Consider the following 25,201-nt stretch of genomic DNA (forward strand, 5'->3'; position numbering starts at 1 on the left):
AGGAATTGTATATTTTTATTGCAAATGATAAATATTATCACTAGTATTCACTTTCAAATTTGATACAAAACTCTGAACTCTCTCCATATTGGAATTTTGGTTATGCGTGATTTTAATCTTCGACCTTTAGCTGTGGCTATTCTTGGGGTTACAACAGCTGCTGCACATGCTGAAACAACAAGCACAACATCTGTTCCGACAACTCAACTTTCCACGATTGTGGTGTCAGCGGCGGGTTATGAACAAAAGATTAAGGACGCACCCGCTTCAATTACTGTACTCACCGAAGAAGATTTTAAAACAAAACGTATTACTTCTTTAGCAGATGCTTTAAGCGATGTAGAAGGTATTGATATTAGTCCTACGGCTGGTAAAACAGGCGGTCTAGATATTAGCATTCGTGGCTTACCATCTGAGTACACACTTGTACTCATTGATGGTCGCCGTCAAAACAGTACCGGCGATATTACACCGAATGGTTTTGGTGAAACAAAAAATAATTTTATTCCTCCATTGTCTGCAATTGAACGCATCGAAATTATTCGTGGCCCGGCATCTACCTTATATGGTTCGGATGCAATGGGAGGTGTCGTAAATATTATTACTAAAAAAGTAAGCAGCGAATGGACCGGTTCGATTGGTTTAGAAGGATCAATCTTGCCGAAAAGCTCTGATTTTGGTAACCAACGTAGTATCGATTTGTATGCAACTGGTCCCTTAGTACAAAACCTTTTGGGCTTACAAATTCGCGCAAAACATTGGGAACGTGACGAATCGAATGTAACTAGAGATATTGACCAAACAACATTAGGTACAGGTAATAATCCATCTGAAGGTAAAATTGATACCCTAGGTGCACGTTTAACATTAACACCCACAGACAAGCATGACATATCTATTGATGCAGAGTCTCAGCGCCAATCATATGAAAATCCGAAAAATACCAGCGGTTTCCAATTAGGTACTGTAGGCCCAGCAGGTGGCTATGATAATGAGATGGAATTTAATCGTGATAAATATGTGCTAGCTCATCAATGGCGTAATGACATTGGTACTTTAGACAGCAGCATTACCCGTAATGAAAGTGAAACTGTTGGTCGTCTTATTCCATCACGTATGCAAGGTGGCGATTTAGTTACTAAAACCCCGCGACTAATTGAAAGTGAAGATACTATTTTTGATACTAAACTGTCTGTAAATTCAATAGCAAATCATAACTTGATCTTAGGTGGCCAATGGTGGGATGCCAGCATTTCAGATGGCCTACGTTCATCTAAACCTGAGGTTAACTTTACTCAAGTTGGTTTGTTTGCAGAAGATACATGGAATATCTTACCAAACTTCGCCTTAACATTAGGTCTGCGTTATGATGATCACGATACTTTTGGTGATTTCATTACTCCTCGTGCTTATGCTGTTTGGAATGTTAACGATACTTGGACACTAAAAGGCGGTTATTCAGAAGGCTATAAAGCTCCTCGTTTAGAACAGTTGACAAATGGTGTAGTAAACGTTGGACGTCAAGGTGCTCAACCTATTTTTGGTAATCAAAATTTAAAACCTGAAACTAGCGATAACTATGAGCTTGGCATTTATTTCACACCTAATAATGACTTAAATATTAACTTGACAGGTTTTATCAGTACCGTTGAAGATAAAATTGTTTCAGGTGCAATCACAGATACTTCGGTAAATACAGGTGGCAATCCAGGTGAATGTTTAGTAAACCAAACTTGTGCAGACTATTTAACTGGTCTCGGCACTCCATGGCAGTGGCTTAATCAATCCAGTGATCGTGCTTTTATGATCACTCGACCTGACAACGTTGATGAAGTTGAAATTTATGGTACAGAGCTAGGTATTAATTGGGGCTTTGCTGAAGATTGGAAATTAAACTTTAACTACACTTGGACTGAAACTGAGGTTACCAAAGGTAAAGATAAAGGGAAAAAGTTACAAGACACCCCTGAGCATATGTTTAATGCAACTGTAAAATGGAATGTCGCTGACAATGCTGATCTTTGGTTACGTGGTGAATACCGTACCGAACGCTCTCGCTTCAAAACCACAAACTTAACTGGAGATGATCTTACTGTTTATAATACGTTGGGTGACTATGAGGCATATGGTTTAATGCACTTAGGCACAAATTATGCCGTGAATGATAACTGGGATATTGGTGTTGCACTCTACAACATTTTCGATAAAGACTTTAATAAGTATGAAATCGTTGATGGTACTGCCTATAACTTATATAGCAATACCCAAGAAGGTCGTCGCGTTCAGTTAAGTACAACTTTTAAATTCTAAGAAATACATCTCTTAAAAAAACCCTGCCCTGGCAGGGTTTTTTTCTTATCGTGCGATCAATACTTTCCAAAACATTGCTAATTTATGCTGTTCTATAAACATCATTATTCTCAATAAAAATTTAACAATTAGATTAATTTTTCAATATTTACTAAAATCATATGTTTATATATTGATTGTTATAATATTACATTTAGAAACTCATTTAACATTTTCTTAAAGATCATGAATTCCCATGATAAAAAGATAAAAATAAAAACAAGAATCATTATTATTCGCATACATTTTCAAATTCATTTTTTAGGTTTAACATGACCTTCATTAAAACACGTAAAAAAATCGTTTCCTCTGCAATTGTTTCATCTTTATCAATAGTAGCTGGATCTGCGATGGCAGAAGAACAGGTGATCCAGTTAGAAACTATTCATCAAGAAGTCAAAGCTGAACAAGCACCCAGCTTAAAAGTAGATCAATCTGCGAATAGCAAATTTGTTGCGCCTTTACTCGACACACCCAAATCAGTTTCAGTGATTTCAAAACAGCTGATTGCCGATACACAAGTGACGACTTTAGCTGATGCACTGCGTACAGTTCCGGGGATTACCTTGGGTGCAGGTGAAGGTGGTAATCCGAATGGTGACCGCCCATTCATTCGCGGTTATAACTCTGAAAGCTCGATGTATGTAGACGGCGTTCGTAATGCCACTTCACAAAACCGTGAAATGTTTGCTGTCGAACAGGTCGAAGTGACTAAAGGTTCTGCGTCTGCGATGGGCGGCGCAGGAACAACTGGTGGTAGCATTAACATGATTTCTAAAGTCGCTAAAGCAGGCGATTTTCTAGAAGGTTCGGTCGCTGGCGGCACAGATAATTATCAACGTATTACTTTAGATGGTAACAAAGACTTTGGTAATGGTATTGCGGCACGTGTTGCAGTCATGGGGCATCAAAATGAAAAAGCAGGCCAGAAAGACGGTGCAGAATATAAACGTGCCGGTATTGCACCGAGTATTAGCTTTGGTCTAGACACCCCTACCCGTGGGACTCTAAGTTATTACTACTTAAAAACCGATGACACGCCTGATTCAGGTGTTCCATATTGGAATTCTGCAGATAATACTGCTACTGGTAAACCGTTAAATGCTAAACAAGGTATTTACTATGGTTGGCTAGATCGTGATTTCCAGAAACAGGAAAATCAGGTTGGCACATTAAAACTAGAGCACGATTTAACAGATAATCTAACCATCAGTAATACGGTTATGTATGGAAAATCTAAAAATGATTATGTCTGGACTCAGCCAGATGATTCAAAATTAAATATTGCTAATGGACAAGTAGTTCGTCGTGCAAATACACGTATTACGGACACAGATACCTTTAGTGATCAACTTTCATTAACAGGTAAATTCAATACCGGCACGCTAAAACATAGCTTTAATGTAGGCACTGAATATTCAAAACAAGAATCTGATAAAGGAAATTATTTACTTACAGATTTAGGTCAGGCGGCAACTTCTACTCTTCCAGCTAATCTTAGCGGAAGTAAAGCATGTAACACATTTACGAATGCTACCTCCAATAACTGGTGTACTAATGCATATAACCCGAACTCAAAAGACTCTTGGTTGGGCTCAATAACAGCTGCGCAAAAAGCAAGTACAACCGAAACAGAAAGCACCGGAATCTACTTGTTAGATAATATTGAATTAAATTCACAGTGGTTACTAGATCTAGGTCTTCGTTGGGACAAATTTGAAACTGAACAAAACATTCATGCTTCAGATACTAAATATACAAATGACAGTGATTTCTTTAACTACCAGGCGGGCGTGACATATAAACCACTGGAAAACGGTTCTATTTATGCAAGCTATGCAACTTCCGCCAATCCAGTTGGGGTAGACGCTGCTGATGGTTCAGAATCACTGTCCGTTCCTGGCAGAAATACAACTGAAGAACAAGCCAAAGCGATCAACAATCTAAAACCAGAAGAAGTTAAAACATATGAAATTGGCACAAAGTGGGATTTATTTAATGACAAATTAAATCTAACCGCTGCTATTTTCCGCACAGAGAAAACGAATACGCGCTCTACTGACTTTGATGGTTTTACACGAAATATTGGTGAAACACGTGTAGACGGTTTTGAGCTAGGTGTAAACGGTAATATCACGGATAAATGGGCTGTATCTGCGGGTTATACCTATTTAGATAGTGAAATTGTAGACGCTGGTTTTGTGAATACTGCTCCTTCAGGTCAACCACCAGTATATGAAACTAGTCCTAATAATGATAATCAAGTTCAGAACGTTGCGAAAAACTCTGCAACTCTTTGGACAACCTATGCGATAACTCCTGCTTTAACCCTAGGTGCTGGTGCAGTGGCGATGGATAAAGTTTATGGTGATGCAGCCAATACCAAATATGTTCCAGGCTATGTTCGCTATGATGCCATGGCACGTTATAACGTGAATGAAAACGTTGATTTGCAATTAAACCTCAACAACCTGTCTGATGAACGTTACTTCACAAAAGCTTACGCCTCTCACTATGCCACTGAAGCAGAAGGTCGTAGCGCAGTATTGGCAATCAACTTTAAATATTAATTCAATGTAAGCGCATAGCCTCCTTATGGGGGCTATGCTATTTTCAATATAAAATATTCAGGAAAAGTCTTCGTGCTGCATCATATTCCAAACGTACTGAGCAAAGAACAAGTGCAATATTTCCGGGAGGAGATGAATAAAATCGAGTGGGTGAATGGCAAGGTTACGGCTGGTACGCTCTCTGCAACGGTGAAACAGAATCAGCAATTGCCTGAAGATCATCCCCTGACCCATCATTTAAGTAATATTATTCTTGAATCATTGGGTCAACATCCGCTATTTCTATCGGCTGCGATTCCACTCGATATCATTCCCCCACTGTTCAACCGTTATGAAAATAACGAAGCTTTTGGCTTTCATGTCGACAATTCGATTCGTCGTATTCGCGGCAGCAATGAACGCCTTAGAACGGATTTATCCTGTACGGTTTTCCTGAGTGAGCCGGAAGAATATGTCGGTGGTGAACTGGTGGTCGAAGACACTTACGGTTATCACGAAGTGAAACTGCCTGCCGGCGATATGATTCTGTATCCGTCGACCAGCCTGCATGAAGTCACTCCGATTACTTCTGGTTGCCGAATAGCCTCTTTTTTCTGGGTACAAAGTATGATTCGGGATGATGCAGAACGGCATATGCTGTTTAATCTGGATCAGAGTATTCAAAATCTGAGAATTGAGCTAGGTGATCAGCATGCCGAAGTCATGAAACTGACCAATCTGTATCATAATTTAATGCGTAAATGGGCCGAGCTTTGAAAGCCAGCATGAATTTAGTGATCTGTGAACATAAGCAGATTTATTTTTTGTAAAAAAATACTGCATCACCGGGCATTTAAGTGTAAAAAATCATGCATTAAGTTTAAATTAAGAAAATATAAAATAAAATATTTAAAATTAGTGAAAATATTTTCCATGACTTAAACTTTATAAGAAAATCTTTATTGAGATACGACTAAAATCCATAAAAAAAGCAAAAACTTTTCGATTTAACTGGATTAAACTAAATTGTATAAGTGATACATGCAGGTTTTGTGGTTAAAACTAAATTTCACATATTTCGGAAGTTTTTTAGTTTTAATCCTGGTTCCAACCTGCATGAAAATGATTATAGACAAAATCTATTCCGCAACCTTTGCCAGTGCTTCAACCAAACACAGGCTGTATCAGGTTACACAAGGAGCTCTCTCATGATGTTGGCTGATCCAAGTAAAAAATACCGTCGTATGTATCAGCGTGTGGACTTACCAGACCGTCAATGGCCGAACAATGAAATCAACAAAGCGCCAATCTGGATGAGTACTGACCTGCGTGATGGTAACCAGGCGATCTTCGAGCCAATGAACATGGAGCAAAAATTCAAGATGTTCCAGATGTTGGTGAAAATCGGTTTCAAGCATATTGAAATTGGCTTCCCTTCAGCATCGCAAATTGACTTTGATTTCACCCGTAAATTGATTGAAGAAGATCATATTCCTGAAGATGTTTATATCGAAGTTTTGGTTCAAGCCCGTGATCATTTAATTGCTCGTACCTTTGAATCTTTACAGGGTGCAAAACGTGCCATTGTGCATATCTACAACTCCAATTCACCGACTTTCCGCGAGAAAGTCTTGAATGTAGATGTAGCGGGCGCAAAACAATTAGCCGTCAATGCAGCACAAAAAGTCAAAGAATATGCCGCAAAACAGCCTGAAACTGAATTTGTCTTCCAGTACAGTCCGGAATGTTTCACTGCGACTGAATTAGAAGTCGCAAAAGATGTCTGTGATGCTGTGACTGAAATCTGGGAAGCATCACCGACCAATAAAGTGATCTTGAATTTGCCAGCAACGGTAGAAGTCTCAGGTCCACACATCTATGCCGATCAAATCGAATGGATGCACCGCAACATTCAGCGTCGTGACGGCGTGATTATTTCAGTGCACTGTCATAATGACCGTGGTTGCGGCATCGCGGCATCTGAATTGGCGATGATGGCTGGTGCCGATCGTGTTGAAGGTTGTGTGTTTGGGAACGGTGAGCGTACCGGTAACGTCGATGTGGCAGCAATCGCATTGAACATGTATACCCAAGGTGTTGCGCCAAACCTGGATTTCTCCAATATCAATGAAATTATCGCGACTATAGAAGAATGTACTGGTTTACCTGTGCATCCACGTCATCCATACGCAGGTGATTTGGTCTTTACTGCATTCTCCGGTTCACATCAGGATGCGATCAAAAAAGGTTTCGAATTCCAGAAAGACCAAGAAATGTGGGATATGCCATATTTACCAATCGATCCAAAAGACTTGGGTCGTGACTATGATGCGGTGATTCGCGTTAACTCACAGTCAGGTAAAGGCGGTATCGCCTACTTGTTAGAATCGAATTACAACGTGACTTTACCACGTCGTTTACAAATCGAGTTCTCGCAAATTGTACAAAAACGTACCGATGAACAAGGCACTGAAATTTCTGCAACCGAGATCTGGAAGTTGTTTAAAGAGACTTATGTCGATGTTAAACATGTACATTACTCGACTAAAAACTACAAGTTATCGGATGACAATGGCAATCAGGTGATTGAGCTGGATCTTGAAGTTGAGGGTCAGTCCCGCCGTGTTCGCGGTGAAGGCAATGGTCCAATTTCTGCAATCTTGGATGCACTTCAGTTACCGATTGATGTGGTGAACTATGAAGAGCGCAGCATCAGTTCAGGTGCGCATGCCAAAGCCTTGGCCTTGATTGAACTGCAAGTCAAAGGCACTGGCAAGTCTGCCTTTGGTGCGGGTGTACATGACAACATCGTGACCTCTTCGATTGAAGCAATTCTTGCCTCGACCAACCGTCTGATTGATCAAGGTGTATTAAGCACTGATCAGGTAATCGCTGCTGCGGTCTAACCGGCTGTATTAGAATTAGCGATAATTCATAGCACTAAAATGACTTTAGAAGGATATCCGCTAGTGGTATCCTTTTATTATTCATACTCAAGATTTTAAGGCGAATCCTCCCCGTGTCTTTTCCAGCTGACTCAGTGGGCATTGTTGTCCCACAAAAGTTCCAATTTGAAGAGCCGTTAGAGCTTGAATGCGGTCGCATCCTCCCCCGTTTTGAACTGATGGTTGAAACTTACGGTACCTTAAATGCTGACAAGTCGAATGCCATTCTGATTTGTCATGCCCTTTCTGGTCATCATCATGCCGCAGGTTATCATCATGAAGATGATAAAAAGGCCGGCTGGTGGGACGCCTGTATTGGTCCCGGCAAAGCCATTGATACTGCAAAATTCTTTGTGGTTTCACTGAATAATATTGGGGGCTGTAGTGGCTCTACCGGTCCAACCTCACCAAATCCTGAAAATGAAAACCGTCCTTATGGTCCAGATTTTCCGCTGGTCACGGTCCGCGACTGGGTTAAAACTCAGGCTTTATTGTCCGATCGTTTAGGCATTCAGACTTGGGATGCCATCATTGGTGGTTCACTCGGTGGCATGCAGGCACTGCAATGGTCAGTGGATTACCCGAACCGTTTAAGAAAATGTGTGATTATTGCCAGTGCGCCAAAACTTTCAGCACAGAATATTGCCTTTAATGAAGTAGCACGTCAGTCAATTTTGTCTGATCCTGACTTCCACAACGGCCGTTATCTGGAAAATGACAGCTATCCCAAACGTGGCCTGATCCTGGCGCGTATGGTCGGTCATATTACCTACCTGTCCGAAGAAGCCATGAAGCAGAAATTTGGCCGTGATCTGAAATCTGGCAAATTTATGTATGGTTTTGATGTCGAATTCCAGGTCGAAAGTTATTTGCGTTATCAGGGTGAACAGTTCAGCCGTAACTTTGATGCCAATACCTATCTGATCATGACCAAAGCACTGGATTATTTTGATCCGTCACGTGAATATGAGCAGTCACTGAAAAAAGCCATGGCCCATACCCAGTGCAAATTTTTGGTGGTGTCCTTCACGACTGACTGGCGTTTTACCCCTGCCCGCTCGCAGGAAATTGTGGATGCATTAATTAGCAACCATAAACCGGTGAGCTATTTAGATATTGATGCCGAACAGGGTCATGATTCCTTCCTGTTCCCGATTCCCCTGTATGTAAAATCTTTGCGTGCATTCCTGGGTGGTGAAGAACACCTGAAAGCCACACCGAAGGAGGCCGTATAATGCGTATCGATCAACAACTCGCTGAAAAGTGGATTAAGCCCGGTTCTAGCGTGCTCGACCTGGGTTGTGGCGATGGTGAACTGCTGGCACAAATGAGTAAAAAACACGATATTCGTGCATACGGATTGGAAATTGATCAGGAAAAGATTGCAATTGCGGTCAGTCGCGGGTTAAATATCATCCAACAAGACTTAAACCTCGGTTTAAGCCGCTTTGCCGACCAGTCTTTTGACAATGTGGTCATGGCACAAGCTTTGCAGGCTGTAGATGCACCTGACGTATTATTGCGTGATATGGTGCGTGTAGGGAAACAGGCCATTATTACGTTTCCAAACTTTGCCCACTGGAAGACCCGTTCTTTCTTGGCGATCAAAGGAAAAATGCCGGTTTCTGAAGCCTTGCCTTATATGTGGTATAACACCCCGAATATCCACTTATGTACATTCCGTGACTTTGAAGCACTCTGTGCGGAAAATAACATCAAAATTATTAATCGACTCGCTGTGAACGGGAATCAAGAAGATAGTTTGCTGAGCAAACATCTCCCTAATCTATTTGGTGAAGTCGCAATTTATCGAGTGAGCGCGCTATGAAAAAATTATTATTAGGTACGACGCTACTGGCTGGACTTTTTGGCATGCAAGCCCATGCCGACTATGTTGCTCCAAGTCCTTCTGTTGCCAGTCAAGCGGCTCAGTATTCAGTAATGGATATCAACAGTCTGATCAAAGCAGCTAAAGCAGGTCAGGCCGGTGCACAGTTTTATCTGGCCACCAAATACCAGTATGGCAAAGACATTCAAAAAGATGAACGACAGGCCTTTGCCTGGTACAAAGCTGCTGCCGATCAAGGTTTAGCTGTGGCGCAGTTAAATGTCGGCCGTATGCTGGCAGATGGCATGGGCACCCGAAAAGATGAAGCGCTGGCACGTCAGTATTTTGAAAAAGCAGCCAGCCGTGGTGATAACCGTGCCAGCTTTAACCTGGCCATGATGGAAGAGAAAAAGAAAAACTACATGGGTGCTTATCAGTGGTATGAACTGTCTACCCGTGATGGCATGCTCGACAATAAAGTGATTACCCTTTCTGAAGGCAAGAAAACAGCATTGGCGGCAAACTTGACCCAGGAACAGATCCGTCAGGCGCGTGACCGTGCCGACAGATGGATTCAGGCACAATAAAGCTGAATGGTATAAATAGCACCTTCGGGTGCTTTTTTATTGCCTACAAACCCGCAATGGCAGTTAAAATAGCACGATTGATATTTAGAGAATGAGTGACACATGGCTTCTACAGATTGGTTATCCCAAGGCACACTGGTATTGGCAAGTAATAACAAAGGTAAAATTGCCGAGTTTGAGAAAATGTTTGCGGAACTGCAACTGCCGGTAGATGTGATTCCTCAAGGTCAACTGAATATCGAAGATGCCATCGAAGATGGCTTAAGCTTTGTTGAAAATGCCATTATCAAGGCACGTCATGCCTCTAAAATCTCAGGTAAACCTGCGATTGCCGATGACTCAGGCATTTGTGTGCCAGTTCTTGGCGGAGCTCCTGGGATCTACTCAGCACGTTATGCCGGTGAACATGGCAATGATGCTGCCAATAATGAGAAACTGCTGGCAGACCTTAAACCATTGCGTAAAGATAGCGAAGCGATTGAAGGCATGTTTGTCTGTGTACTGGCACTGGTTCAACATGCTGAAGATCCACTGCCACAAATTTTCCAGGGCATCTGGACGGGTGAAATTTTAGAAGCAGCACGCGGTGAAAATGGCTTCGGTTATGACCCGCTGTTCTGGTTGCCGGAACTCGGTATTTCCAGTGCAGAAATGAGCAAAGAAGAAAAGAATAAAATCAGTCATCGTGGTCAGGCCATGCAGCTGTTTAAAGCCAGTTTGGCGAAATAATTTGTTTTACCCCTCCCTTTTCCAAAGGGAGGTCGGGAGGGATTCAAATTTACCTCTTATCAAGAATCCCCCTAAATCCCCATTTTTCAAAGGGGGGGACTTTATAACTCTTTCTAGCCTTCTCTCCAAAAAAGGAAACTTTATAGCGTAGGCATCACCGCATGCAACACCAGCCCATAGATCCCAATCAAAATTGCACTCGCAATCGTCCCCGAAGCAATATATTTAGCGGAATGCCCTGTGCCCTGATAATGGGTTTCTAAAGCCACGATGTTCGCTGCCGGTGGCAATAAGAAATACATCATCATTACACTATAAGTCAGGAGCTGATGTGGAATCGGCAAGAATATATAGGCAATACCAGCCAAGCCTAATGCAAAAATAAAGCGCCCGCTGATCAGCACCAGACTGCGCTTTAAATCCCTCAGCTGAATACGGACATGACGAAGCCACATGCCCAAAATGCACATTCCTGCAAAAGTGACTAAAAATTTATTGGCTGCATATGCCCATTGAAGGATGGGATGAAACTCATAATGACTAAAGTCCCAAAATGATAAAACCCCTGCAATACTGAGTGCGATCACCGGTGGTGATTGCAGGACATTTTTCAGAATAAATGTCCAATCTTGGCGAGTTTGGCTCACGGCAATGACAGCACTGACATTCCCAAATAATGAGCCACCAATATAAAGTGCAATCATGGTCGACATTGCGTCAGTGCCAAACACTGCTAAGGCAAACGGCAGACCGAGCCATACGCCATTCAAATAGCTAAAACACAGCGCACGCAATTTATCTTTGGCAAAATAATAAAACAGGCTAAACAGCACAATTGAACTAAAAATACTAAAGCCCATCAGCCACAGACTGCCCGCTTTATAAAACACCATATTGTAAATAATCAGCACAGGAATCAGGACACGTGCCAATAAAGCCGCCAAGACAGGTCGAATTGGCTTTAAATATTGCACGCCCCAATAACCAATCAAAAAAGACAGCAGGGGAAGAATCAAGGCCATGACAGTGCTGCTGAGATTTCCATATCAGGTTATATGCTAGCACAGCATCCTTTTCATCTAATGATAGATTTTTCATATGAATTACTCATTACCCTGCTGCCGTGTCGGCAAACTGTCATTAAAGCGTCACTGCATTGTCATACAAGCCTGCTGAGATAGGGGCATGAAATATAGAGGATAAAATAATGGCAGGATTATCAATTTGGCATGTGCTGATTTTTGCAATTGTGGTGATTTTATTGTTTGGTACATCGAAGCTGAAAAACCTGGGTAAAGATGTCGGCGGTGCAATTAAAGACTTTAAAAAATCAGTCAAAGATGAAGAAGCAGAAATGGCCAAGCTGCAAGAACCGCGAACGATTGATGCACAAGTCAAAACCCCTGAAACCTCGATCAAGAGTTAAGAGTCCGCTATGCTCAATATCGGAATGACCGAGCTGCTGATTTTCGGGATTATTGCACTTCTGGTGCTTGGGCCAGACAAGTTACCTGAGGCAGTCCGTTTTGTCGGAACATGGTATGGCAAGATCAAGCGCATGGTCAGCAATGTTCAGAACGATCTGGATCGTGAATTACGCTTGTCCGAACTGCGAGAACAGATGCAGGTCGAAATGCAGCGGATCCAGCAACTCGAAGCCAAGATGCAGGCACAAATGGCAGATTTGCAGCAGCCCATTGCAACTGATGAATTAAAAATAAAGCCTCAGGCTGCCCAGCCCGTGCTTCGCTATCAGCCTGTAGTACAGCCCGTATCAGTGGTGTATTTACCTCAGCCTGCACAAACTCAAGCAGTGATTTCCCAACAACGCTATACAGAAATGAAGGTGGCCGTATGACATCCTTGCCGACCACACCAGCCTCAAATGATGCTGCAGCGCTGAATCTTGAACAGATGCCGATTACCCAGCATTTGGTGGTGTTAAGAAAACATCTGTTTAAAGTGGTTGCTGTCCTGATTGGCCTGTTTTTCTGTTTGCTGCCCTTTGCCAATCAGACCTATCAATGGCTATCTGAACCTTTACGGGCACAATTGCCTGCCAGCTCGACCATGATTGCTACGGATGTGACGGCAACATTCATGGCACCGTTCAAGCTGAATTTCTTTGTGGCGCTGATGATCACAATGCCGTTTATTCTGTATCAGCTCTGGACATTTGTTAAACCGGCGTTATATGCCAAAGAAAAGAGTCTGGCGCTGCCGCTTTTGATCGGCAGTATTGTGCTGTTTTATACCGGGATCAGCTTTGCCTACTTTGTGGCCTTGCCTTCGATCCTGCATTTTTTTATCAGTGTCTCGCCGGAAACTGTGGCACCGATGACCGACATTAACAGTTATCTTAGCTTCTGTTTAAAGCTGTTTCTGGTCTTTGGTTTTACCTTTGAAATCCCGATTATTACCTTGGTTTTAATCCTGATTGGGGCAGTTTCAACACAAACCCTGGTGGAGAAACGGCGCTTTATTATTGTCGGCTGTTTCTTTGTCGCGATGTTCGTGACACCACCAGATGCACTGTCGATGATCATGTTGGCTTTACCGATGTGGTTGCTGTTTGAACTGGGTTTGCTGGCCGGAAAACTGATCGAAAAACGGCGTTTAAAAGCGCAATAAGAACAATCAGCCAAAACAAAAATCATGCTTTAACTCAGGCAGCTCCGGCTGTCTTTTTATTTTCAAAATATTATTAAAATACTGATTTATTTAATCTTAATGTCACATTTCCTTAAGATTAGTGTCATATCCCAAGCTTAAGGTATTGAAAACTTCTACACCACCAAGCACTTATTTTTACTTGAGACTTTAAAATGAAAAACGAAGACATGATACCTTGCCAGGATCTGGTTGAAGACAGTAATAATTCAAACAATAGCCACTTTCAAACAATTCTGGATCAATACACCAGTCGCCGTAGTTTTATTGCAAAAACCACCAGTGGGGCAATGGCCTTAGCCTTTGCAGCAACAGTAAGTGGTTGTTCAGATGATGATAATGATTCTGGCACGCCTGACACTAACCCCACCACACCACCAGACACCACAAACCCAGATCAACATGCATGGAGTGACCTGAAAGCGCGCCCGAATAAATTGACCTTTGAGCCGGTTCGCAAAAATACGCAAAACTTCTTTAGCGTGCCTGAAGGCTATGAACTGAAAGTGCTATATGCGGTCGGTGATCCAATTAACCCTGCATATTCAGAAAAGACAGATGTAACATTAGCTTCAGGTGCTTCTTATCAGTTCCGTGCAGGCGATAACCATGACGGCATGAGCTTTTTCGGTATGCATCCAAGCAACAAAAACTATGCGGCCAAAGAGTCCACCCAAGGTTTACTGGTTTTAAATCACGAATACCTGCAACAAGCTCAACTCCATACGCCAGAAGGCCCGATTACGATCGACGGTGTACGTCCAGAAGATCAGGTCCTTCGTGAAGTGAATGCGCATGGGGTTTCGGTAATTGAGATTAGCAAAGATGCCAATACACAAGAGGTTAAAATTAACTTAAATTCTAAGTTTAACCGTCGTATCACGGCAGCAACCGAGATGGAAATTCATGGACCCGCTCGCGGCTCTGACTTGGTGAAAACGATTTTCTCACCCGATGGAACGTTGACGCGCGGCACCTTTGCCAACTGTGGTAATGGGTATACACCTTGGGGCACTTACTTAACCGCGGAAGAAAACTGGAGTGGTTATTTTGCCCGTCAAGCCAATGACACCCGCGCGATTGCAAAAGAAGAAATTGCCTTGTCACGTTATGGTCGTGGCGGTAGTGAGGCCCGTTCATCTCAATACCGCTGGAATACTCCGGTTGCTGAATTAACCGGTGATAAAGGACTGTATGATCGTTGGGATATTTCAGTAAAAGGCGCCAGTGCTTTAGCTGATTATCGTAATGTCATGAATACCTGCGGATTCATTGTCGAGATTGATCCATTTAGCGCGAACACACGTCCGGTTAAACGTACTGCATTGGGCCGCTTTGCCCATGAAGACTGCCGCTGTAGTAATCCGATTCCGGGTCAGCCATTAGCCTTCTATATGGGGGATGATGCAACAGGCGAATATATCTATAAATTTGTTTCTGATGCAGTCTGGGATCCGAAAGATGTCAATGGGGGTTATACCGCTGGTGATAAATACATGGATAAAGGCACATTATATGTCGCTAAATTCAATGATGATGGTACTGGTGAATGGTTAGAACTTAGCTATGGTAAAAATGGTTTAACTGCTGCCAACGAAATTTATCCATTTGCAGGCCAAGACGATATCGTCATTAATCTCCGTCTTGCTGCCGATCATGTCGGTGCGACCAAAATGGATCGTCCGGAATGGGTTGCCATCAATCCGGAAAATGGTGAAGTCTATGTCACTCTCACCAATAACGGTAACCGCGGACGCGCCTATCCGACCGATGCAGCAAACCCACGTAGCTATATCGACTTCAAAGATTCAAATGCCAGTAATTCAGGCAATATGAATGGTCACATTATCCGTTTTAGTGAAAATGAGAATAATGTCAAAGCCACGACATTTGCCTGGGATATCTTCCTGTTCGGTGCAGAAGCACGTGCTGCCTCTAACATCAACCTGTCAGGTCTGGATGATTTAAATGACTTCTCTAGCCCGGACGGGATGTGGTTCGATCCGCGTGGTATTTTGTGGATCCAGACGGATGATGGCCAGTACACCGATGAAACCAACTGTATGATGCTGGCAGCCCTGCCAGGTACAGTCGGTGATGGCAGAAAAGCATTGGCAGCCAGCACCAAGGCTGAAGGACAGGAAACCTTTGTCGGTGCCAAACTGAATAATGATCGGGTTCGCCGCTTCCTCACAGGGCCATCGGGCTGTGAAATTACCGGTGTGACGATTACGCCGGACTACAAAGCAATTTTCGTCAATGTGCAGCATCCAGGCGGTGCATGGCCAGCCAATCAAAGCGAGCGTTATAGCCGTTTAGGCAAAGTGCCTCGCTCTGCGACTGTGGTCATTACCCGTAAGGATGGCGGTGCGATTGCCGGTGAAGCCTTGGAACAAGCGACAGCATAAAAAAATAAGTTTCATTAAAATGCCGGCAGATGTCGGCATTTTTTATCTGGGATTATTGTTGTAGCATCATGATTTTCTCGATCAATTGCCCTGCAGTCACACCTTGTTGTGACTTCTCAATCCAGTGCCATTGTCCCTGCTGCATTCTCAAAAAATTGGAGCATCGGGTGCCATAGGCCGGACTCTGGATAAAAGTCGAAGACAGCAGCTGTTCCATTTCAACCGAGATGCCGGTGTCTGGCAGAAGTTCAGGAATCACCTTGCGTTCATCTTCCAGAATATCCCAGACTGCATGACACAAATCTGCTTCTGCGATCTCCAGTTGTTGCAGCATCGGTAAAAATTCCTGGGTAAAGCGTTTACGTAAATGTCGGGTCTTGTACCAGTCTTCGCTCATCAGGCCATTCGAAACCACATAGACGCCATGCGCCAGTACTTGTGGTGCTTCACCGCGATTGCTCATATATACGGCCTGATCTTGATTTCCAATAAAAAGATTAAAGCCGGCGTAGTCACACTGATGCTGTTCCAAATCTTGTGCGAAACGAATCGGCGTTAAGTCAGAATCTAAAAAGTTCTGGATGATATGTCCACGTGAAGTTGGATAATGTCCTTTGTCCTGTCCATCACGAAAATTGGTAATCACCGCCCAGCGACCTGAGGCCGTGATACCCATCCAGGTGCCGCCCGACTGCAAATCCTGCCCGGCAATAATCGGACTATCTTCCCATTCATGTAATGCCTGTGTAGGCCGCTGATAGAATTCATTTCGATTTGAAATCAGACATAATGGGGTCTCATCTACAACCCGCCAAGCCAGTGCCACGATACACATAATTTACGCTCTCGATCTTTACACATTGAATGTACAACATTTTTCTTTGCTTTCAGCTAAAATCTGTGCAAAACAGAATCACAAGGAACAGGAATGCTCACCTATCCCAATATTGATCCCGTCGCGATTTCGCTCGGGCCCCTGCAAGTCCACTGGTATGGACTGATGTACTTACTGGCATTTTTATTTGCCTGGGGCTTGGCAACGTTTCGAGCCAAACAACGCGGCTGGACGCCAGATATGGTCTCTGACCTGATTTTCTTCGGTGCGCTTGGTGTCATCATCGGTGGCCGTGTCGGTTATGTCTTGTTCTATGGTTTTTCTCAGTTCCTCGCAGATCCTTTATGGTTATTCCAGATCTGGACCGGTGGTATGAGCTTCCACGGTGGTTTCCTCGGTGTCATTCTGGCCATGCTGTGGTGGTGCCGGAAATACAAGATGACCTGGTTCCAGACCCTGGATTTTATCGCACCCTGCGTACCAACGGGGCTGATGTTTGGCCGGATTGGTAATTTTATTGGCGGTGAATTGTATGGCCGTCAGGTGACCGATCCCAACTTTGCCTGGGGCATGATTTTCCCGACCGATCCTTTGCAGCTGGTGCGTCATCCATCACAATTGTATCAGGCGCTGTGTGAAGGCCTGATTCTGTTTATTGTATTGTGGTGGTTCAGTTCCAAGCCGCGTCCACGTATGGCGGTCTCTGCACTGTTCCTGATCGGTTATGGTCTGGCACGCTTCGTGGTCGAGTTCTTCCGTGAGCCGGACAATGGTCAGCTGTTTATTGGCTGGATGAGCAAGGGCCAATTCCTGAGCCTGCCAATGATCCTGATTGGCTTGTGGATGATGTGGTATGCCTACCAAAAGAAAATCTATGACTGGGGTCCACAGAAAAACAGTTAAAACCAGCTTAATTGAGCGAGGCACAGGCCTCGCTTTTTTATAGCCAAAATATGCTAAAGTGCCGATTATCTTTTCGATTTCTTCATCACTATGCTTGAGTTCTGGTTCAATCCACAGGTGTCTGTTCTAAAAAAACTGTTGATCTTTATTGTGATTGCCGTGACAGCTGCAGTGTTGTACTGGATGGAACCGCTGCCCTTGGATGCAATTCTGATGTTTGTCGGTACGGGTGTGATTTTTCTGATTTGTCGTTACTGCAAAATCCACTTTGCCAGCAAAAAGCCGACCGGTTTACTGTATAGACTACTGACCTGGATTCCAATTGCCTTATTGATTGCTTTAGTTTTTATGAACATGCAGCAGGGTGAAATCCTGATTCCGGGTGCACAAGGCATTGCTTTTATGGCACTGGCAATTTGTCTGTTTTCACCGCTATCGCTGCTCAATCAGAACTCTCACGATCCAGAGCCGCCACATGCTTGAATTTTGGTATTCCGAACGCTGTCACCGTCAAATCAAACTGATGGTGATTATTGCGACCTGTATTGTCATTTACGCAGCATCAACTGTGGCCCAGTTAGGTCCGGCGTTGGTCGCAGTCAGTCTGGGCATTGGAATTGTCGTGCATTTACTGCATCATTTCCGCTTGAAAATCTCCAAGTCCAATCCCTATGCCAATGGTTTTAGCGCCTTAAGCCGGGTCATTCCTATCATTGCACTGATTACCCTGTTTGGTTATTTACCCGAGCAACATCAGCCATGGGCGAAACTTGCCTTGGGTCTGCAATGTCTTGGCTTTGCCGCGATTGGATTGTTTATCGTATCGGTCTATGAAAACCGTGCGAAGCGCTTTGAGGACTGATCACTTCGCAGCATTTTCTTAGAAGTATGTTTCCAGTCGATAGTAACTATAGGTCAGGTTTTTGGTGCGATAGATTGCATGACTATTCTGCTTGAAATCTGACACCCAGGCACTGCCTGAATATGCCGCAATGTGTCCATATTTATGATTTGAGGTACGGTCAATAATATAGATGTCACCTTTTTTCGGCCGGTCAAAAGAAGCATTAATTTTCTTATAACCCAGTTGCATCAGGGTATTTCCCCAATCCGCTGCTGCCACGGGATGATTGACAATTTTCGCACCCGAAGATTGCAGACCGACACGAATACTGCGCGCACATTTCTGTGTACTGGTATTTCGGGTAATGCCTTGCAGATAACTGGTAAATTTCTCGATATTAATACGCTGACCATTGCCTGCGCCTGAAGCATTACGGACAGTGGCTTTTTGCGTTGGCTTTTTAGGTCTTTGCTCCGATTGGGAACGCACCATGATATTCGCTTGCACAGGAGCATAAACTTCGCTCATGTTCACCTGATGATCATAGATCATGCCTTACCAACCGCTCCTCGCCTGCAACTTAGGCTTTCATATTGTTAACAAGCGAAGGATACTAGCCGGATAAATGTTATTTTTCACATAAAAAATGTAAACAAATTTGTCTATTTTTACAGCATTTAAATTAAGCCTTTCTTTCTATTGTAATTACAAAAATAATCATCTTTATAAAAAAATTGTAAAGCAAATAAGACTCAAACAACGAATAAAGTCTGAACATATCTGTATAAGCATCCTCTTCATCTATTTTTTCGGCAATCTGGTATGCATATTTAATGCATTGCAAAGCGCTATTCCAAGATAACATTTCACTACAGGACGACATCATTTTTAGCTGCAAATCTCGTATTAAACTAATTCGGTAGTTTTAATATTGGATTGAGATTAACGGAGAAGAAAAAATGACTCAGGATTTAGCCACTGTTTCAAATTTTAATTTAGAACAATATTTAGGTACCTGGTATGAAATTGCACGTTTGCCAATGAAACACCAGCCCGACGACAGCACCGATATTTCTGCAGTATATAGCTTGAATGAAAATGGTAAAGTTCGGGTGCAGAACCGCTGTCTGGATGGCGATGGCAAGCTCGATGAAGCCATTGCTGAAGCCAGCATCGTTGATGCAGAACATGCCAAGCTTGAAGTCAGCTTTTTACCCGAAGGTCTGCGTTGGATCCCGTTTACCAAGGGCGATTACTGGGTATTAAAAATCGATCCGGATTATCAGACGGCCCTTGTAGGCGAGCCAGGTAAAGAATACTTATGGCTGCTACATCGCGGGACGACTTTAGATGAAGCCACTCAACGTGAATATTTAAGCTATGCAGAATCCTTAGGTTATGATCTGTCCGATCTGATTCACACCGTGCATACTGGCCATAAAACGGCTTAATTTACTGTAAAAAGACCTCTATCAGGAGGTCTTTTTTATTCTGGTTTGAGCGATGAAAGCTCATCAAAAAATGTTATGATATGCGCAATTTAAATTCTCCCTTTCGACAGCAAATTATTTTGGAAATAATCTATACTGCTGTTAAAACGGCGATTTTCAACAGATTTAAATAGAGAGACCTATGCGCCAATATCTTGACCTTTTACAACACATTCTCGACAACGGCGGTGATAAAGGCGACCGTACCGGTACAGGGACACGTTCGGTATTTGGTCATCAGCTGCGCTTCGATCTTTCCCAAGGTTTCCCTTTACTTACCACCAAAAAAGTTCATTTCCGTTCTATCGTGATTGAATTATTATGGTTTTTAAAAGGCGACACCAACGTTCAATATTTAAAAGAGCATAAAGTTTCGATTTGGGATGAGTGGGCAACCGCCGAACAGACCGCGCGTTTTGGCCGCCCTGAAGGTGAACTGGGGCCAGTTTACGGTCACCAGTGGCGTAATTTTGGTGCCAGCAAAAATGCAGATAATAGCTATAATCAGGACGGTTTTGACCAGATCAAATGGTTGATTAATGAAATTAAAACCAATCCGAATTCGCGCCGTCTGATTGTATCTGGCTGGAATCCGAATGAAGCGGGCCAAGTGGCATTACCGCCTTGCCATACCCTGTTCCAGTTCTTTGTCCACAATGGCAAATTGTCTTGTCAGCTGTATCAGCGTAGCGCCGATGTTTTTCTGGGTGTGCCGTTTAATATTGCCAGCTATGCCCTGTTAACGCATATGATCGCGCAGGTTTGTGATCTGGAGGTGGGTGATTTTGTCTGGACAGGTGGCGATACACATCTGTATAGCAACCATTTTGAACAGGCACAATTACAGCTCAGCCGTGAGCCACTCGACCTCTGTCAATTAAAACTAAATCCCGAGATTAAAGATCTGTTCGATTTCAAATTTGAAGATATCGAAATTGTCGGTTATGAATCTCATCCAGGAATTAAAGCCCCTGTCGCTGTTTAATTTTCTTTATTATAAAGTTCCCTCTCCTCCTAGGAGAGGGCTAGGGAGAGGTCTTTTACCACACGTGAATCGCCAACTCCTTTCAAAATATATTCCCGGCCTTAAAGCACAAGGAAATTAGCATAGATTGTTAAGCTCTCCTTCGTAGCAGTGAAAAATTACACAAAAGACTTTGGGCTTGACCAGAAGGATTCAATACATGTCATTTCAAGATTTAGAAGTTGTCCACGTTGTCGCCATGGATCAGCAGCGCTGTATCGGCAAGGGCAATGACCTACCTTGGCATATCTCTGCCGATCTGAAGCATTTCAAGGAAATCACCCAAGGCGGTGTGGTGGTGATGGGTCGCAAGACACTAGAGTCGATGGGACGTACTCTACCTAAACGGGTGAACTGGGTCATTACTCGTGATCCAAACTGGGCATTTGCAGGTACCAAAGTCGCTTATAGCATTGAAGATGCACTGAGCCAAGCCGTGGCAGATGTGAAAGCTTCAGAAAAGCCTGATACCATTTTCATCATTGGTGGCGGTGAAATCTTTAAACAGACCATGGAGATCACAGACCGTCTAGAACTGACGCATGTCGAACTGGATGTACAGGGCGATGCCTATTATCCAGCGATTCCAGCAGAATTTAAAAAAGTCGCTGCCGAGCAACATATCGACGACAAAACCGGCATTGCTTTTGAGTTCGCAACCTACAGAAAATAAAACCTATTTCTCATGAAAAAATGATGATGCAGGGACGCGAATACATCTCCAGACATTGGAGTCTGTGGCTACTGGGCAGCCTGTTTACTTTATTCGTCCTTCTGTCGAGCCTGTGGTTCAGCCTGATGCTCTGGGTTCATCAACCCCTCGGAAAAATCGGCAGCTTGATGCTGATTGGACTCTGGCTGACCTTTGCGCTGGTCGTTCTCGGGATTTATTTCACCCGGCATCTGATCTCCCGCCAAGTGGATAGCGTTCTTTATCTTCTGGCCTTTTTATTCTGTCTGCTGGGATATTTCAGTCTGGAAGCGCATCAGGATCGAGAGTGGAATCCTGAGGTTTCCCAGCTTCTGCATTATGAGCAGCAAGGCGATCAGGTTACCTTACACAATATCCGCAACTTTGACTGGCAGGCCGATGGGCGCTATATCGAACGCTGGGAAAGCCGCAGTTTTGATCTGAATCAGATTACTGGCGTGAACATCATTACTTCCTACTGGATGGGGCCTAAAATTGCCCATACTCTGGTCAGCTTCGATTTTGCCAATCAAAAACCACTCACCTTCTCAATCGAAATCCGCAAGGAAAAGAATGAAGAATTTTCAGCAATTGGTGGCTTTTTCCGAAAATATGAACTGAGTCTGGTCGCATCGGACGAAAAGGATATTCTCTATACCCGCAGTAATGTCCGTGGTGAACAGGTCTACTTTTTCCCAGTCAAAATGCCGCAAGCTCAGGCCAAAGCGCTATTCAAGGAATATCTGCGCCAGGCCGATGAATTGGCCAGAGAACCCAAGTGGTATAACACCCTGACCAGTAATTGCACCACTCTGGTCTTTGATATGGTTCAGGCAGTATCGCAACAACAATTGCCTTCAGATTATCGACTGTTAGCGTCCGGCTATTTACCGAATTATCTCTATGATCTGAAAGTGCTGGATCAATCCTGGGATATGCACACCTGGTACCAACGGGCGCATGTGAATCCACGAGTCAAACAGAGCGCCGATCTGTCCAGCCAGGAATATTCGCAGCGACTTCGTCAAGGCCTGCCTGCACCTCAGACACATTAACTGGCGTTTTTATCACTGTAAATAAAGATACAAAATCAACTGGAACCTGAGTCATTTTTTTGTTTATATACAAATAGCTAGTCAATAATCAGAGTATCTTTCATGCTAAAAAAATTAACTGCAATTGCCCTATTAGGCTCGGTATTGGCTGTAATGGGCTGCGAGACCGTGCCGAATACCGCCACCACACAAACCACGAATCATTTACAACTTTTGCAAAATCGTACCTGGATTGCCACACAGATTGGCAATACTGAAATCAAAACCGCAGCTACTGCATCTCATCTTCCAAGTCTGCAATTTGATACCAGCACCCAGCGTGTTTCCGGTTCAGATGGTTGTAACCGGATCATGGGCAGCTATACGGCGGGCAAAGATACTTTGAATTTAAGCCAGATGGCAACAACACGCATGGCCTGTATGCATAATGATCAGCTTGATCAAAAATTTAATGAAGCTTTAGCCAAGGTGACGCATTATCAGGTATTTGGTAAAACCCTAAAACTATTGGATCGTCATGGTAATGTGTTAATTCAGCTGGAAAGTGCAGTTCAGCCACGTTAAGACTTCCCTACAAAAAGCCTGTATTGGCGGGCTTTTTTTATCTTTCATACTGATGGGCCAGGATTTAACCATCAGCCCAGTTCAATCGAATGAGGAATCAGCCATGCAACAAGCACTTTTTGGTGGTGGATGCTTTTGGTGTACCGAAGCGGTATTTTTACAAATTCAGGGCGTTCAGCAAGTCCTGAGTGGCTATGCCGGCGGTCATACCCCTGAGCCAAATTATGAGGCCGTGTGCGGCGGTGAAACCGGCCATGCTGAAGTTATTCTGGTTGATTTCGACGAAAACCAGATCAGCTATGCCCAGCTCCTTGAGGTGTTTTTTGCGACGCATGATCCAACCACTTTGAACCGTCAGGGCAATGACGTCGGCACCCAATATCGTTCCGTGATTTATTATCTGAATGCTGAACAAAAAACTCAGGCAGAAGCAGCCATGGATGCTTTAAAAAATGAAGGCCTGACTATTGTGACTGAACTCAGCCCGATGCCGACCTTCTATCCTGCTGAGGAATATCACCAAAATTTCTTTGCGAAAAATCCAAACCAAGGTTACTGCAATTTTGCCATTCCGCCAAAACTGAATAAATTACGCAGTAAATTTATGACTTTGTTAAAAACCCATTAATTTGCATAAAAAATGGGGATAAAAAAAGCGACTGAAATCAGTCGCTTTTTTTCGTTAGCTGAATCTTAGTTATCGGTTGCAAAGGCAATATCGCTGAGTCCGGCTCCACTCGCACGCGACATGACTTGAGCTACCATGTCATAACGGGATTCTTTATCTGCTTTCAGCACAATCGTCGGCTGACGTTCAGTCTGACCTGCTTCATTAAAACGGGTCTGCAATTCGTCTAGGGTCAGGACATTGCCATTCCAGGCAATGTCACCTTCCGCATTGATGCTGATTGTGACATTTTCAGGCGGCAGATCAATAATCTCCGCAGTGGTTTGTGGCAAGGTTAATGGAATTGATGGGTTCGCAACGGTCGCTGTCACCAAGAAGATGATCATCAATACCAACATAATGTCGATGAGGGGAATGAGGTTCATCTCATTCATACCTACATCGTTGTCTTCACCCAGTTGAAAAGCCATTAAGCTTGACCTCCCACTAAACTCTGTTGTGTTACTTTTTCATCAGACTTTTTTGTAGCAGATTCCTGTTGCAACATGGTGTCAATCAACAAGCCATGTGCCTGATCTTGTAACTCATGCGCCAAACCACGATTGAAACGCACACAGATGTTATAAGCCAGTACCGCAGGAATCGCGACGGCCAAGCCTAGACCCGTCATGATCAAGGCTTCACCGACTGGGGTTGCCACTTGTGCCAGACCAGCCTGACCGCTTTTACCCACTGCAACCAGCGCATGGAAAATACCCCACACGGTACCAAACAAACCGACAAATGGTGAAATCGAAGCAATCGTACCGAGGACGGATACCCCTTTCTCAGCATTGGCTTTTTCGGCTGAAATCTGACGTAATAACGCCTGTTCTGCCACTGCCTTACGCTGTTCAAAGCCCAAAGGAGCCAATTTGGTTTTCAGTTGCTCCAATGCTTGAGACAGCTGGGTATAAGCAACTTGTTTAAGCTGGCGAGTGCCCATTAAACGCAGCACAAAAATGGTCCATGTCGCAATCGACATTGCCAATAACACGAAGTACAGCGTTTTACTGACTGCATCAGCGTGTTGCCAATAAACTGAAAAGTTCATCTTCGAACT

At 43.6% G+C, this 25,201-nt stretch carries 26 protein-coding genes; 21 read left to right on the plus strand and 5 right to left on the minus strand.

The window, feature by feature from the left end; genetic code table 11:
- Positions 1-102: 102 nt before the first annotated feature.
- The 8 genes from CWI32_RS03300 (at position 103) to rdgB (ending at position 10,987) form a co-directional block, all read left to right on the plus strand.
- Positions 103-2,310 (plus strand): TonB-dependent receptor domain-containing protein, encoded by a 2,208-nt coding sequence (locus tag CWI32_RS03300; protein WP_100534621.1) that lies wholly within the window; start codon positions 103-105, stop codon positions 2,308-2,310.
- A gap of 311 nt (positions 2,311-2,621) precedes the next feature.
- Positions 2,622-4,919 carry a TonB-dependent receptor gene (locus CWI32_RS03305; protein ID WP_100534622.1) on the plus strand — a complete coding sequence of 766 codons (2,298 nt, stop codon included), beginning with the start codon at positions 2,622-2,624 and terminating at the stop codon, positions 4,917-4,919.
- A gap of 72 nt (positions 4,920-4,991) precedes the next feature.
- Positions 4,992-5,675, plus strand: coding sequence for a Fe2+-dependent dioxygenase (locus CWI32_RS03310; RefSeq protein WP_100534623.1), 684 nt, complete (start codon positions 4,992-4,994; stop codon positions 5,673-5,675).
- Between the two features lie 431 nt (positions 5,676-6,106).
- Entirely contained in the window at positions 6,107-7,804 is a 1,698-nt protein-coding gene (gene leuA, locus CWI32_RS03315) for a 2-isopropylmalate synthase (RefSeq protein WP_100534624.1), read from the plus strand.
- 113 nt (positions 7,805-7,917) lie between these two features.
- Entirely contained in the window at positions 7,918-9,078 is a 1,161-nt protein-coding gene (metX, locus tag CWI32_RS03320; protein ID WP_005095567.1) for a homoserine O-succinyltransferase MetX, read from the plus strand.
- Positions 9,078-9,671, plus strand: coding sequence for a methionine biosynthesis protein MetW (metW, locus tag CWI32_RS03325; RefSeq protein ID WP_005095565.1), 594 nt, complete (start codon positions 9,078-9,080; stop codon positions 9,669-9,671). The genes metX and metW overlap by 1 nt, the downstream gene beginning before the upstream one ends.
- Positions 9,668-10,258, plus strand: a complete 591-nt coding sequence (locus CWI32_RS03330) for a tetratricopeptide repeat protein (protein WP_100534625.1) — start codon at positions 9,668-9,670, stop codon at positions 10,256-10,258. The genes metW and CWI32_RS03330 overlap by 4 nt, the downstream gene beginning before the upstream one ends.
- A gap of 102 nt (positions 10,259-10,360) precedes the next feature.
- Positions 10,361-10,987 (plus strand): RdgB/HAM1 family non-canonical purine NTP pyrophosphatase, encoded by a 627-nt coding sequence (gene rdgB, locus CWI32_RS03335; protein WP_100534626.1) that lies wholly within the window; start codon positions 10,361-10,363, stop codon positions 10,985-10,987.
- Between the two features lie 140 nt (positions 10,988-11,127).
- Here the strand turns inward: rdgB and CWI32_RS03340 are convergent, their stop codons facing one another.
- Positions 11,128-12,009, minus strand: coding sequence for an AEC family transporter (locus CWI32_RS03340; RefSeq protein ID WP_100534627.1), 882 nt, complete (start codon positions 12,007-12,009; stop codon positions 11,128-11,130).
- Between the two features lie 185 nt (positions 12,010-12,194).
- Between CWI32_RS03340 and tatA the strand changes: the two genes are divergently transcribed.
- The 4 genes from tatA to CWI32_RS03360 all read left to right on the plus strand — a co-directional run bounded on the left by tatA (position 12,195) and on the right by CWI32_RS03360 (position 16,065).
- Entirely contained in the window at positions 12,195-12,413 is a 219-nt protein-coding gene (gene tatA, locus CWI32_RS03345) for a Sec-independent protein translocase subunit TatA (protein ID WP_100355649.1), read from the plus strand.
- A 9-nt stretch (positions 12,414-12,422) separates the two neighbouring features.
- Positions 12,423-12,845 carry a Sec-independent protein translocase protein TatB gene (tatB, locus tag CWI32_RS03350; protein ID WP_100534628.1) on the plus strand — a complete coding sequence of 141 codons (423 nt, stop codon included), beginning with the start codon at positions 12,423-12,425 and terminating at the stop codon, positions 12,843-12,845.
- A complete protein-coding gene (gene tatC / locus CWI32_RS03355) occupies positions 12,842-13,618 on the plus strand; it encodes a twin-arginine translocase subunit TatC (RefSeq protein WP_100534629.1) in 777 nt (258 codons plus the stop codon). The genes tatB and tatC overlap by 4 nt, the downstream gene beginning before the upstream one ends.
- A 194-nt stretch (positions 13,619-13,812) precedes the next feature.
- Positions 13,813-16,065: a PhoX family protein gene (locus CWI32_RS03360; protein WP_100534630.1), complete on the plus strand. Its 2,253-nt coding sequence runs from the start codon at positions 13,813-13,815 to the stop codon at positions 16,063-16,065.
- Between the two features lie 52 nt (positions 16,066-16,117).
- On the opposite strand, the gene CWI32_RS03365 is transcribed toward CWI32_RS03360, so the two are convergent.
- Entirely contained in the window at positions 16,118-16,900 is a 783-nt protein-coding gene (locus CWI32_RS03365; protein WP_100534631.1) for an NRDE family protein, read from the minus strand.
- A 93-nt stretch (positions 16,901-16,993) separates the two neighbouring features.
- Here CWI32_RS03365 and lgt point away from each other — a divergent pair, with 93 nt between their 5' ends.
- The 3 genes from lgt (at position 16,994) to CWI32_RS03380 (ending at position 18,665) form a co-directional block, all read left to right on the plus strand.
- The gene (lgt, locus tag CWI32_RS03370) at positions 16,994-17,803 is read left to right on the plus strand and encodes a prolipoprotein diacylglyceryl transferase (protein ID WP_005095548.1); all 810 of its coding nucleotides are present in this window, start codon (positions 16,994-16,996) and stop codon (positions 17,801-17,803) included.
- A gap of 90 nt (positions 17,804-17,893) precedes the next feature.
- Positions 17,894-18,286: a hypothetical protein gene (locus tag CWI32_RS03375; RefSeq protein WP_100534632.1), complete on the plus strand. Its 393-nt coding sequence runs from the start codon at positions 17,894-17,896 to the stop codon at positions 18,284-18,286.
- On the plus strand, positions 18,279-18,665 hold the full coding sequence (locus tag CWI32_RS03380; RefSeq protein WP_100534633.1) for a hypothetical protein: 387 nt from the start codon (positions 18,279-18,281) through the stop codon (positions 18,663-18,665). The genes CWI32_RS03375 and CWI32_RS03380 overlap by 8 nt, the downstream gene beginning before the upstream one ends.
- An 18-nt stretch (positions 18,666-18,683) precedes the next feature.
- Here the strand turns inward: CWI32_RS03380 and CWI32_RS03385 are convergent, their stop codons facing one another.
- On the minus strand, positions 18,684-19,199 hold the full coding sequence (locus CWI32_RS03385; protein ID WP_005095543.1) for a hypothetical protein: 516 nt from the start codon (positions 19,197-19,199) through the stop codon (positions 18,684-18,686).
- A 407-nt stretch (positions 19,200-19,606) separates the two neighbouring features.
- Here CWI32_RS03385 and CWI32_RS03395 point away from each other — a divergent pair, with 407 nt between their 5' ends.
- The 6 genes from CWI32_RS03395 to msrA all read left to right on the plus strand — a co-directional run bounded on the left by CWI32_RS03395 (position 19,607) and on the right by msrA (position 24,099).
- Positions 19,607-20,098: a lipocalin family protein gene (locus CWI32_RS03395; RefSeq protein WP_100534635.1), complete on the plus strand. Its 492-nt coding sequence runs from the start codon at positions 19,607-19,609 to the stop codon at positions 20,096-20,098.
- 181 nt (positions 20,099-20,279) lie between these two features.
- Entirely contained in the window at positions 20,280-21,122 is an 843-nt protein-coding gene (thyA, locus tag CWI32_RS03400) for a thymidylate synthase (protein WP_100534636.1), read from the plus strand.
- Between the two features lie 199 nt (positions 21,123-21,321).
- On the plus strand, positions 21,322-21,834 hold the full coding sequence (locus CWI32_RS03405; protein ID WP_071852252.1) for a dihydrofolate reductase: 513 nt from the start codon (positions 21,322-21,324) through the stop codon (positions 21,832-21,834).
- Positions 21,835-21,857: 23 nt separating this feature from the next.
- Positions 21,858-22,907: a DUF4105 domain-containing protein gene (locus CWI32_RS03410; RefSeq protein ID WP_100534759.1), complete on the plus strand. Its 1,050-nt coding sequence runs from the start codon at positions 21,858-21,860 to the stop codon at positions 22,905-22,907.
- A gap of 102 nt (positions 22,908-23,009) precedes the next feature.
- A complete protein-coding gene (locus tag CWI32_RS03415; protein WP_100534637.1) occupies positions 23,010-23,471 on the plus strand; it encodes an META domain-containing protein in 462 nt (153 codons plus the stop codon).
- A gap of 103 nt (positions 23,472-23,574) precedes the next feature.
- Positions 23,575-24,099, plus strand: coding sequence for a peptide-methionine (S)-S-oxide reductase MsrA (gene msrA / locus CWI32_RS03420; protein WP_100534760.1), 525 nt, complete (start codon positions 23,575-23,577; stop codon positions 24,097-24,099).
- A 65-nt stretch (positions 24,100-24,164) separates the two neighbouring features.
- Here the strand turns inward: msrA and CWI32_RS03425 are convergent, their stop codons facing one another.
- Both CWI32_RS03425 and CWI32_RS03430 read right to left on the minus strand, forming a co-directional pair.
- Positions 24,165-24,569: an ExbD/TolR family protein gene (locus CWI32_RS03425; protein WP_005095532.1), complete on the minus strand. Its 405-nt coding sequence runs from the start codon at positions 24,567-24,569 to the stop codon at positions 24,165-24,167.
- Positions 24,569-25,192, minus strand: a complete 624-nt coding sequence (locus tag CWI32_RS03430; protein ID WP_100534638.1) for a MotA/TolQ/ExbB proton channel family protein — start codon at positions 25,190-25,192, stop codon at positions 24,569-24,571. The genes CWI32_RS03425 and CWI32_RS03430 overlap by 1 nt, the downstream gene beginning before the upstream one ends.
- Between the last annotated feature and the right edge of the window lie 9 nt (positions 25,193-25,201).

The sequence above is a fragment of the Acinetobacter pseudolwoffii genome, from assembly GCF_002803605.1.
In the GTDB taxonomy this organism is placed as follows: Bacteria; Pseudomonadota; Gammaproteobacteria; order Pseudomonadales; family Moraxellaceae; genus Acinetobacter; species Acinetobacter pseudolwoffii.